Origin of the sequence: Stenotrophomonas sp. HITSZ_GD (assembly GCF_029543105.1) — a bacterium.
GTDB lineage: Bacteria > Pseudomonadota > Gammaproteobacteria > Xanthomonadales > Xanthomonadaceae > Stenotrophomonas_A.
In genome coordinates this window covers 182,538-193,759 of record NZ_JARQXB010000006.1, presented here as the reverse complement: position 1 = coordinate 193,759, position 11,222 = coordinate 182,538, and the positions used below count along the sequence as shown (strand labels likewise).

The window sequence follows — 11,222 nt, the reverse complement described above, 5'->3', positions numbered from 1 at the left end:
TCATCGCCAGGGGCTTTATCCCCAAACCCCCAGCCAATCGGCTGGGGGTTTGTCTTTTGCGGCTCAGAAAAGTGCGGTGGCCCGCTTGGACAGGCCGGTTTAACCCCCCATATCGGCGTGGTCTGCTCTGTTGAAGCCGCCGCCATGCCCGAATTGCCAGAAGTAGAAACCACGCTGCGGGGGTTGGAGCCGCATCTGCTCCGGCGGCGCATCCATGGCGTCATTCTCCGCCGGCCCGATCTGCGCTGGCCGATCCCACCGCAGATCGAGCAAGAACTGCCCGGGGCGAAGATCACCGCGCTGCGTCGTCGCGCGAAGTACCTGTTGCTCGATACAGAGCACAACGGCAGTGCGCTGTTGCATCTGGGGATGTCCGGCAGCCTGCGTGTCCTGCCCGGCGATACGCCGCTGCGCACGCACGACCACGTCGATATCAGCCTGGACAACGGAAAGCTGCTGCGCTTCAACGATCCGCGACGTTTCGGGGCGTTGCTCTGGCAGGCCCCGGGCGAAATCCATCCATTGCTGGCGGAGCTAGGCCCCGAGCCCTTGTCCGATGCGTTCGACGGCGATTATCTCTATGCGCTCAGCCGCGGCCGCCGCGCGCCGATCAAGGCCTTCCTGATGGACCAGGCCGTGGTGGTCGGCGTCGGCAACATTTACGCGGCCGAAAGCCTGTTCCGCGCCGGCATCAGCCCGCTGCGCGAAGCGGGAAAGGTATCGCGCGAGCGATACCGGCAGCTCGCGAACGCAGTGAAGGAAATCCTCCACTACGCTATTCAGCGAGGCGGCACCACCCTGAGGGACTTCATCAGCCCGGATGGTGCGCCGGGTTACTTCGAGCAGGAACTGCTGGTCTATGGTCGCGAGGGCGAGCCCTGCCGGCGCTGCGGAAGAATGTTGAAGCACGCCACGATCGGCCAACGGGCCAGTGTGTGGTGCGCCGGCTGCCAGCGCTGAGGCCTTCACTCCGGGCGGCCGTTTCACCGCTATAGTCCGCGCCATTTACGGTGTAAGGAATGCACCATGGCCGAGTCGACGGATATCACCCTATGGCTGGATTCCGCGCGCGCGGGCGACCGCGCGGCGCTCGATCGAGTGCTGGCCACGCTCTATCGCGAACTGCATGCCATGGCCCGCCGCCAGCTGGCCGGCCAACAGAACCACACGCTCGACCCCACGTCACTGGTCCACGAGTCCTACCTCAAACTGCTCGGCGCCAGCGGCGGCGCGCGGTTTGACGACCGTGCCCACTTCTTCGCCTATGCCGCCTCCGCGATGCGCAGTGTCGTGGTCGACTACGCGCGCAATCGGCTGGCCCGCAAGCGTGGCGGTGATCTCAAGCGAGTGGCCGAGATCCCCGAGGACAGCGACAGCGGCGTGCGCCTGGACGAGAACCTGCTTGCACTGGACGTAGCGCTCAACCGCTTGCACTCGGTCGATGAGCGCTTGGCCAAGGTTGTCGAACTACGCTACTTCGCGGGATTGTCGGAGCAGGAGATTGCCGACCTGATGCAACGCTCCGAGCGCAGTATCAGGCGCGATTGGCAGAAGGCCAGGATGCTCCTGCTGGCCTCGATGCGGGAAGCGTGAGCCGGGCATGGACGCGCTTCGCTGGTCGCAACTTTCGCCGCTCCTGGATGAGCTGCTCGAGCTGGAAGGCGCCCTGCGCGTGGAGCGCCTGGCGCAGATCGCCGCGGAGGACTCCGCGCTGGCCGACGAGCTCCTCCAACTGCTGGCGATGGAGCAACAGAGCACGGACTTCATCGCCGAACCCCTGCTGGGCCGCCAGGAACACCCCACGCGATGCGGCGATCGAATAGGCGATTACCGCCTGCTCGAACTGCTCGGTGAAGGCGGCATGGGCCAGGTGTGGCTGGCGCAGGACCTGCGCAGCCCCGGCGGCACGCAGGTCGCATTGAAGCTGCTGCGCCCGGATCTGGCCGACCTGCATCTGCGAACGCGCTTCCTGCGTGAGCGCGACACGCTGCTCGCGCTTTCCCACGCGCGCATTCCGCGCCTATACGGCTCGGGCGACGAGGGCCAGCCCTATCTGGCCCTGGAATACGTATCGGGCGAGTCCATCAACGACTACTGCCGGCGCCATGCCGCCTCCGTACGGCACTTCGTCGAGCTGTTCCTTCAGGTATGCGAGGCCCTGGAGCACGTGCACGGCCAGGGCATCGTCCACCGCGACGTGAAGCCCACCAACATTCTCGTGGACGCCTATGGCGAGGTCCGCCTGCTGGATTTCGGCATCGCCCGCCGCTGCGGCGAGCCCCTCGATCCCGCGCCCGGCGAGGACGCGCGCGCGTTCACGCTGCACTATGCGGCACCGGAGCAAATCCGCGGCGAAGTGCCCGACACCCGGGCGGACGTCTATTCGTTAGGCGTAGTGCTGTACGAATTGCTGACCGGCCAGAAGCCCTACCGCCTGCGGCGGCAGAGCGACGCGGAATGGGAGCGCTCGGTCCTGCGCGTGGAGGTGACGCCGCCGTCGGCGCTGGTCGAGCGGCAAGCCATCGCGGGCGCGGCGCGCCGTGCCGCGAGCCTTCGGGGCGATCTGGATGCGATCGTCCTCAAGGCGATGCAGAAGGACGCCGACCGCCGCTATGCCAGCGTTTCCGAACTCGCCTTCGACCTGCGGCACTGGCAGCGCGGCGAACCCATCGCGCCTGCGGCCGTTGCGATCATCCCCACCTGGCTGCGATGGTGGCGACGCACACCCATCCCCCGCGCGGGCGCCTGACCACCTTTGCCTCGCGCGCGACTGCGGCGACAATGAGCGCGACCGCAGCGGACCGGCCACATGCGCGCACTTCCTCGTTTCCTGCTTCTGCTCTGCCTGTGCCCCGGCATCGCCTCCGCGATCGCCGCGCCAGATTCCGCCCGCCTGGTGCTCGACAACGGCGCCGTCCGGCTTGAAGCCACGCCCTCGTTCGGGGGGCGCATCCTCTCCTGGCATCTGGCCGGCGAGCCCAACGTACTGAAGGTGGGCGAGGATGCCGTGCGCAGCCAGCCCCAGCCCAGCTGGTCCGCGAACGCGGGGGATATTCCCTATCTCGGTCACGACGTATGGGTTGGGCCGCAAAGCCAGTGGTGGCTGCACCAGGACGTCAATACCGAGCGCCGCGCGGCAGGCGCGAACTGGCCGCCCGATCCGTACCTGTCGCTGGCCACCACGCGCGTGCGATCCCGCAACGCCCGCCAGTTCGTCCTGGAGGGCGTCGATAGCCCGGTCAGCGGTGTACGCCTGCGCAAGCAGGTCAGCCTGCTCGAAGACGCTCCGCACTCGGTGCTGGTCGAAGCCGAAGCGCGCAACGTCCGTCGCGCCCCGGTGTCCTGGGACCTGTGGTTCAACACGCGCGTGGCCGCCGACACCCGGGTGTTCGTGCCGGTCCGCGACGCCGAGAAGGACGTCGACCTGCAAGCCTCCACCGATGCCGGGACCACCGCGCCCAAGCACGTCTGGCAGGCGGGCCTGTTCGCCCTCACCGCGCAATCGGCGGATTCGCCGCTGATCCAGCGCGGCAAGTACCGCCTGCAGCCGTCGGCCGGCTGGATGGCCGGGTTCGCCGGGCACCAGGTGTTGCTGATCCGCTTCCAGCACCAGCCGCGCGAGCGCATCCATCCCGAGCAGGGCCAGGTCGAGCTCTATCTCGACGCGCCGTCCTATGCCCGCGCGCAGGGCCTGATGGAGATGGAAATCCACGCGCCCTACCGCGTGCTTGACCCCGGCGAGCGCATGCACGCCGCCGAGCGCTGGACCCTGCTGCGCTACGACGGCCCGGACGAACTCAAGTCCCAACGCGCCTTCCTGTGCGCCCATGCGGCCCGCTTCCAGCTCGAAGGCGCCTGCGCGCCCTGACGGGCCGGCCGCATTCATCGGCCAGCCATCGGTTCGACAACCGGCTGGCTATGATGTCCCCCTCTTCCCCACCTGCTGCCCGACGGCCCATGGAACGACGCCAATTCCTCAAGAACGCTGCTGCCGCGCTCGCCGGTCTCGGCCTGCCGGCGATCCCGGGCTGGGCCCTGGCCGCCGACGCGGTCGGCCTTCGCCGGCTCGGCGAACCGCAGCCGTTCGACTTCGCCTGGCTCAAGGGACAGGCGCGGGCATTGGCCAACGCGCCCTATCAGACCCACAAGCGGGTGCTGCCCGGCCCGGTCGAGACGCTGACCTGGGACCAATACCAGTCCATCAGCTACCGGCAGGACCACGCGCTGTGGGCGGACAAGCCGGGCAAGTTCCAGGCGAAGTTCTTCCACCTCGGGCTGTATTTCCATTCGCCGGTGCGCATGTTCGAAGTACTCGACGGCAAGGCGCAGGAACTGGCCTACGATCCGGCGGCGTTCGACTACGGCAAGAGCGGCTTGCAGGGCAAGGGCCTGCCGCGCGACCTCGGCTTTGCCGGTTTCCGCCTCAACACCCGCCAGGACACCCAGCGTGATTTCGCCGCCTTCCTGGGCGCGAGCTACTTCCGCGCGGTCGGTGCCGAAGGCCAGTACGGCCAGTCCGCCCGCGGCCTGGCGATCGATACCGGCACCGGCAAACCCGAGGAATTCCCGGACTTCATCGCCTACTACCTGGAAAAGCCGGCCGCCGACTCCAACACCGTAGTCGTTTACGGCTTGCTGGATTCCCCCAGCGTGGCCGGCGCCTACCGCTTCGCAATCACCAATGGCGATGTCCTGATCATGGATATCGACAGCGCGCTGTATCCGCGCAAGACCATCGAACGCCTCGGCATCGCACCCTGCACGAGCATGTACCAGACCGGCGAGAACGACCGCCGCATGGCCTGGGACTGGCGGCCGGAAATCCACGACACCGACGGCCTGTCGATGTGGACCGGCAGCGGCGAATGGATCTGGCGGCCGCTGGTCAACCCGCCGCATCTGCGTTTCAACATGTTCGTCGACGAGAACCCACGCGGCTTCGGCCTGTTGCAGCGCGATCGCAACTTCGACCACTACCAGGACGATGGCGTCTTCTACGAGAAGCGCCCGTGCCTGTGGGTCGAGCCCAAGAGCGGGTGGGGCAAGGGCTCGGTGCAACTGGTCGAGATCCCGACCGTGGACGAAACCTTCGACAACATCGTCGCGTTCTGGAACCCGGAGGCCAAGCCGCAGCCGGGGCAGGAACTGCTGGTGGGCTATCGCCTCTACTGGGGCGCGCACCCGCCGGCGGCTTCGCCGCTGGCCCTGTGCGTGGCCACGCGCACCGGGCTGGGCGGGGTGATCGGGCAGAAGCGCGAGCATTTCTCCTGGCGCTTCGCGGTGGATTTCGCTGGTGGCGAACTGGCCGCGCTGGCCAAGGCCAACAACCTGCAGGTCGAGGCGGTGGTGCAGGTGACGCGCGGCAAGACCGAGATCGTCTCGGCGCGGCCGCTGCACGAGATCTCCGGTTACCGCGCGATGTTCGATCTCGTGCCGCCGGATGATTCCACCCAGCAGATCGACATCCGCCTGTTCCTGCGGCTGCAGGGCCGGCCGCTGACCGAGACCTGGCTTTACCAGTACACGCCGCCGCCGGCCGCCGAGCGCAAGCTGTACTGAACCGCGCGCCGCGCCCTGGGCGGGCGCGGCGCAGCACTCAGGGCGTGTCGTCCTGGGGCTTGGCCTCGGACGGCGGCTGCGTGCCGAGGTCCTGCACTTCGCCGATATCCACGCGGCCGGGGCTGCGGCCATCCCACACGTAATCCTGCATCTGCCAATACGCCTCGGGTTCCCAGAACTCCTTGGCGTAGAAGATCTCCGGATCGATCGAGCCGCCGCGCGGCGTGTTGATCGACAGCGCCGAGGCGCCGGAATAGCCAAGCAGGCCGCCGCTGCCGCGCAGCGCCTCGCGACGCATCACCTTGGCCTGGCGCGGCTTGGCGACGGCATCGCCGTACTCGCCGAGCATCTTCTGGTCCAGCGCCACCGCACGCTTGCGCTCATCGGGCGTGAGCGCATTCCAGTACTCCATCTTGCGCGCCTGGAAGGCGTCGTAGCCGCGCTCGGCGGCCAGCGCCATCCACAGGAAGCCCATGACGTGGTCGGCTTCCACGCCCTGTCCTTCCCAGTAAAGCTCGCCTAGGCGGGCCTGCGAGGGCTTGTCGGCGTAGCGCGCGGCCAACTGGTATTGCTTGCGCGCTTCGGCGAAATCGCCGCGCTTGTCCGCCGCAATGCCCGCCTTGCGATAGAACAGGTCCAGGTGTGCTTCCAGGAAGCCGTCGGTCAGTACCTGCGCGGGAAAATCCTGGAATGCGCGCGTGGCATCGGCGGCCGCCGCATTGTGGGCGAGCAACGCCAGGGCCAGGCCCGCGCCCCATGCACTCATCAGCCTTCGCATGTCTCTCTCCTTGAGAATTCCCCTGGATTCTGCACGATCCGCGTGCGGGGACAACCCAACGAACGGCCTACGCCCGCGCATTCACCAAGGCAAGGATTCCTGAAGCGGCTCGATCCGCCCTTCGCCGCGCATGATGCGCTTGTACTCCGCGCGGCTCACCGACACGTAGCGTTCGTTGCCGCCAATCTCCACCTGTGGTCCGTCCTGCACCGCGTGCCCGTGCTCGTCCACGCGCACGGTCATCGTCGCCTTGCTGCCCGTGTGGCAGATCGTCTTGATCTCCTGCAGTTCATCGGCCCACGCCAGCAGGTACTGGCTGCCTTCGAACAGCTCGCCGCGGAAATCCGTACGCAACCCGTAGCACAGCACCGGGATGCGCAGCTGGTCGACCACTTCGCTCAGCTGCCAGACCTGCGCGCGGGTGAGGAACTGCGCTTCGTCCACGAGCACGCAATCGAGTTTGCCTTGCGTGGCGATATCCTCTTCGACCAGCCGCAGCAGGTCGCGGTCACGGTCGAACGGCACGCCCTCCGCGCGCAGCCCGATGCGCGAAGCCACCACGCCACTGCCGGCGCGATGATCCAGCTGGGGCGTGAGGATCAGCGTGCGCATGCCGCGCTCGCGATAGTTGTGCGCCGACTGCAGCAGGGTCGTGGTCTTCCCCGCATTCATCGCCGAATAGTAGAAGTAGAGCTTGGCCATGCCGCCAATTCTAGCGGCATGGCCGGTGCGAGCCCGCGGTTACGGTTTGGGCGCGGCGGGTGTTTCGTCGGGAATCTCCACCGCGCCGACGTGCACCTTGCCCTGGCGTTCGATCAGCTTGTCCTGGTGCTTCCAGTACTCGTCGGGCTGCCAGTACTTGCCCTGGTAGTACTGCTGCGCGATCACGCGGGAACCGGAGGCCGTGGAAGGCTCCATCAGGTAGACATCCAGCGTGCCGACGAAGCCGGTACGGCTGCCGGTCACCTGGGTGCGCTCCTTGCGCATCACCCGCTCCAGCCGGGGCTTGGCGACCTTGTCGCCATACGCCGAATACACGGCCACGCCTTCCTGCAGGGCGCGCTGACGCTCCCCGTCATCCATCTGTTCCCAATAATGCTCGCGTTTGGCGAGCAGGTAGGGCGTGCCGCGTTCGGCTGCCAGGTCCATCCACGCGTAGCCCAGGGCGCGATCGGTTTCGCCGCCCTGGCCCGTCCACATCAATTCCGCCAGCGCCGCCTGCGAGATCTTGTCGCCGTAACGCGATGCGGTGCGGTAGTAGCGCCGGGCGTCCTCGGTGCGGCCCTTCTGCGCGGCTTCATAGCCGAGGCGGCGGAAGCGCTGGTCGGGATGGGCGTCTTCCATCGCCTCCGAGGCGGCCACGTTCGGGTCGTCCATGCGGGGCGAACTGCCCAGCATCTGGCCATAGGACTGGGCACCGGCCGCAAAGGGCAGCGCCAGCAGCAGGGGAAGTGCGAGTGAGCGGGCCGTCTTCATCATCAGGTTCCCTCCTGCTTCACGGTTTCCGGCGTGCCCAGCTGGATCTCGCCCTTGGGGGCGCCGATCTGCTGCTCCTGCCACTTCCAGTAGTCGGCCGGCTTCCAGAAACGGGGCTGGTAAAAGTGGTCCGCCGTGACGCGCTTATCGCAGACGAGCTGGTAATTCTTCATCCGCCAGTCGCCCACGCACAGGTCGATCTGCGACACCACGCTGCCGGTATGGCTCCCCAGCACTTCCTGCGTGCGCGACCGACGCATCGCCGTTTCCAGCCGGGGCTGGGTCACCTTGTCGGCGTACTTGGCGTAGAGGGCCTTGCCTTCGGCCACCGCACGCGTTCGCTGCGCTTCATCCAGTGCCGCCCAGTAGCGCTCGCGTTCGGCAATCAGCATCGGGGAGCCGCGCTCGGCGGCCAGGTCCATCCAGGCATAGGCCAGCGCGCGATCCTGCGGGATGCCGCGGCCCTCCCACAGCATCTGCGCGAGGAACGCCTGTGACAGCTTGTCCGCATAGCGCGCCGCATGGCGAAAGTAGCTCTCGGCCTGGCGTGCCTCGCTGCGCTGCAGCGCGCCGAGTCCGCGCAGCCGATACAGCATGTCCGGGTGCGCGTTCATGAAGCTCTTGGACATGACCACGTCATAGTCCCCAGGGGCTATGCCGGGAATGTCATCGGCGGCATGCGCGGGCAACGCGGCAAGGGCTGCCGCCACCGCCGCGGCCGCGAGGATCAGGGGAAACCGCATGGAAGCCTCCATTGCTGCCAGGGCAATGCCCCAAATACTGCAACCGATCGGGCCCGTCAAGCTGATGAGCCCGTCTCCGTCCCGGCTACAATGCCGCCGCCCACGGAAGTCTTCATGCACGGTCTCAATCCCCCTCAGCGCGCCGCGGTCCTGCACTGCGAAGGTCCCCTGTTGGTGCTGGCTGGCGCCGGCAGCGGCAAGACGCGCGTGATCGTGGAGAAGATCGCCCACCTGATCGCGACCCAACGCTACCCCGCCCGTCGCATCGCCGCCATCACCTTCACCAACAAGTCGGCGAAGGAAATGCGCGAGCGCGTGGGCAAGCGCATCCGGGGCGAGGCGGCCGATGGCCTGACCATCTGCACCTTCCACGCACTGGGGCTGAAGTTCCTGCAGGTCGAGCACGAAGCCGCCGGCCTGAAGCGCGGTTTCTCGATCTTCGACTCGGACGATGCCGCCGCGCAGGTCAAGGACCTGCTGCACGGCGCCAAGCCCGATGTCATCGACGACACGCGGAACCTGATCTCGCGTGCCAAGAACGCCGGCTTGTCGCCGCAGCAGGCGATGGAAGCGGCGCGCAGCACACGCGAGAAGGAAGCCGCCAGCGTCTACGAGCGCTACCAGGCGCGCCTGACCACCTTCAACGCGGTGGACTTCGACGACCTGATCCGCCTGCCGGTGCAGATCCTGGAATCCCATCCCGAGATCGTGCGGGCCTGGCGCGAGCGCATCGGCTACCTGCTGGTGGACGAATGCCAGGACACCAACGACGCCCAGTACCGCCTGCTGAAGATGCTGGCCGGCGAGCGCGGCAACTTCACCTGCGTGGGGGACGACGACCAGAGCATCTATGCCTGGCGCGGCGCCAACCCCGACAACCTGCTGCAGATGGGGCGCGACTACCCCAAGCTGGAGATCATCAAGCTCGAGCAGAACTACCGCTGCTCCAACCGCGTGTTGCGCGCGGCCAATGCGCTGATCGCGCACAACCCGCACGAGCACTTGAAGACACTGTGGAGCGACCAGGCCGACGGCGAGCGCATCCGCGTGTGGGAATGCCGCGACAGCGAGCACGAGGCCGAGAAGGTCGCCGCCGAGATCTCCTACCTCGCCACCGCCAAGCAGGTGCCGTGGAGCGACTTCTGCATCCTGTTCCGCGGCAACTTCCAGTCGCGGCCGCTGGAAAAGGCCATGCAGTTGCTGCGCGTGCCGTACCACCTCACGGGCGGCACGGCCTTCCTGGAGCGCCAGGAAGTGAAGGACCTGCTGTCGTGGCTGCGCCTGATCGTCAACCCGGACGACGACGCGGCGTTCCTGCGCGCGGTGCAGTCGCCCAAGCGCGAAGTGGGCGCCGGCTCGCTGGCCAAGCTCGCCGAACTGGCCGCCAGCAAGCACGTGCCGATGTCGCGCGCGGCCGAATCGATGGGCGCGCTGCAGCACCTGCCGCCGCGCGCGGCCAACGGCCTGAGCGCCTTCACCGACATCCTGCGCGAGATGCGCCAGCAGGCACCGGTGCTGCCGGCGGCCGACTTGGTGCGCCGGCTGGCGGAGAAATCCGGCTTGCTGAGCGACCTGCGCAACCAGAGCAAGGACGAAGCCGGCTTCCAGCGCCGCAAGGCGAACCTGGACGAACTGGCCGAATGGTTCGAAGGCGGACCGCGTGGCGCCAGCGCCGGCGACCTGGCCGCCCAGCTCGCGTTGCTCTCGCGCAACGACAAGGATGACGGCGGCAACCAGGTGCGCATGATGACCCTGCACGCCTCCAAGGGCCTGGAGTTCCGCTACGTCTTCATCGTCGGCTGCGAGGACGGCGTGCTGCCGCACGAGGTGAGCCTGGACGAAGGCAACCTGCAGGAGGAACGCCGGCTGCTCTACGTGGGCATCACCCGCGCCAAGGAGCAGCTGTGGATGAGCTACAGCAAGGTCACGCGCAAGTTCGGCGAGCAGATCCGCCTCAAGCCCAGCCGGTTCTTCGACGAGATTCCGGCCGAGGAAGTCCAGCGTGACGGCGCCGACCCCGTGGCCGATGCCGAGCGCAAGAAGGAGCGCGCCAGCGCCGGGCTCGCCGCGATCCAGGCGTTGTTCGACTGAGGCTTGCCAGTCCTGGCGGTCGCGGTCAGGCTGTGCCTCCGCTTCACCGGAGCACCCCATGCCTGCCTTGATCCAGACGCGCCGCCTGCACCTGCGCGAGCTCTCGCCGGAACGCGACGCGGCGAACATGCTCGCGCTGCTCAACGATCCCGGCTTCATCGCCGGCATCGGCGACCGCCAGGTGCGCACCGAGGCCCAAGCCCGCGAGTACCTGGCCGGATGGCAAGGGGCGCAATACGCCGTGCATGGCTTTGGCCACTACGCCATCGAGGTGCGCGAGGGCGGGGTGTTCCTGGGGACCGCGGGCCTCATCCAGCGCGCCGACCTGGCACTGCCGGATATCGGCTACGCGCTGCTCAGCGCATACCACGGCCACGGCTATGCCGAGGAGGCCGCGCGCGGCGTGATGGCTTACGCCCGCGACGTACTGGGGCTGAAGGCGCTATGCGCCATCGTCTCGCCAGGCAACCCGGCGTCCGTCCGCCTGCTGGAGAAGCTCGGCCTGGAGTGCGAAGGCGATTACGCCATCGCGCCGGAGCGCGAACTGCTGGCGTACTACGCCACGCGGCTGTGAC

Annotated in this window: 11 protein-coding genes; 7 read left to right on the top strand and 4 right to left on the bottom strand. The window is 67.6% G+C overall.

Annotated features, from left to right (window positions below; all coding sequences use genetic code 11):
• The first annotated feature begins 144 nt into the window (after nt 1-144).
• The 5 genes from mutM (at nt 145) to P6166_RS08645 (ending at nt 5,559) form a co-directional block, all read left to right on the top strand.
• Nucleotides 145-960 (top strand): bifunctional DNA-formamidopyrimidine glycosylase/DNA-(apurinic or apyrimidinic site) lyase, encoded by an 816-nt coding sequence (gene mutM / locus P6166_RS08665; protein WP_277764070.1) that lies wholly within the window; start codon nt 145-147, stop codon nt 958-960.
• A gap of 66 nt (nt 961-1,026) precedes the next feature.
• On the top strand, nt 1,027-1,593 hold the full coding sequence (locus P6166_RS08660; RefSeq protein WP_277764063.1) for an ECF-type sigma factor: 567 nt from the start codon (nt 1,027-1,029) through the stop codon (nt 1,591-1,593).
• A gap of 7 nt (nt 1,594-1,600) precedes the next feature.
• Entirely contained in the window at nt 1,601-2,749 is a 1,149-nt protein-coding gene (locus tag P6166_RS08655) for a serine/threonine-protein kinase (protein ID WP_277764062.1), read from the top strand.
• Nucleotides 2,750-2,809: 60 nt separating this feature from the next.
• Nucleotides 2,810-3,868 (top strand): DUF4380 domain-containing protein, encoded by a 1,059-nt coding sequence (locus P6166_RS08650; RefSeq protein ID WP_277764061.1) that lies wholly within the window; start codon nt 2,810-2,812, stop codon nt 3,866-3,868.
• An 89-nt stretch (nt 3,869-3,957) separates the two neighbouring features.
• The gene (locus P6166_RS08645) at nt 3,958-5,559 is read left to right on the top strand and encodes a glucan biosynthesis protein D (protein ID WP_277764060.1); all 1,602 of its coding nucleotides are present in this window, start codon (nt 3,958-3,960) and stop codon (nt 5,557-5,559) included.
• Nucleotides 5,560-5,596: 37 nt separating this feature from the next.
• On the opposite strand, the gene P6166_RS08640 is transcribed toward P6166_RS08645, so the two are convergent.
• From P6166_RS08640 to P6166_RS08625, 4 genes are all read right to left on the bottom strand, one after another.
• A complete protein-coding gene (locus tag P6166_RS08640; protein WP_277764059.1) occupies nt 5,597-6,337 on the bottom strand; it encodes a sel1 repeat family protein in 741 nt (246 codons plus the stop codon).
• 81 nt (nt 6,338-6,418) lie between these two features.
• Entirely contained in the window at nt 6,419-7,039 is a 621-nt protein-coding gene (locus P6166_RS08635) for a thymidine kinase (RefSeq protein WP_277764058.1), read from the bottom strand.
• Between the two features lie 39 nt (nt 7,040-7,078).
• Nucleotides 7,079-7,816, bottom strand: a complete 738-nt coding sequence (locus P6166_RS08630) for a hypothetical protein (protein WP_277764057.1) — start codon at nt 7,814-7,816, stop codon at nt 7,079-7,081.
• The gene (locus P6166_RS08625) at nt 7,816-8,556 is read right to left on the bottom strand and encodes a hypothetical protein (RefSeq protein ID WP_277764056.1); all 741 of its coding nucleotides are present in this window, start codon (nt 8,554-8,556) and stop codon (nt 7,816-7,818) included. The genes P6166_RS08630 and P6166_RS08625 overlap by 1 nt, the downstream gene beginning before the upstream one ends.
• A gap of 114 nt (nt 8,557-8,670) precedes the next feature.
• Between P6166_RS08625 and rep the strand changes: the two genes are divergently transcribed.
• Together rep and P6166_RS08615 are read left to right on the top strand one after the other, a co-directional pair.
• Nucleotides 8,671-10,647 carry a DNA helicase Rep gene (gene rep, locus P6166_RS08620; protein ID WP_277764055.1) on the top strand — a complete coding sequence of 659 codons (1,977 nt, stop codon included), beginning with the start codon at nt 8,671-8,673 and terminating at the stop codon, nt 10,645-10,647.
• Between the two features lie 58 nt (nt 10,648-10,705).
• Nucleotides 10,706-11,221, top strand: coding sequence for a GNAT family N-acetyltransferase (locus tag P6166_RS08615; protein WP_277764054.1), 516 nt, complete (start codon nt 10,706-10,708; stop codon nt 11,219-11,221).
• The last annotated feature ends 1 nt before the right edge of the window (nt 11,222 follow it).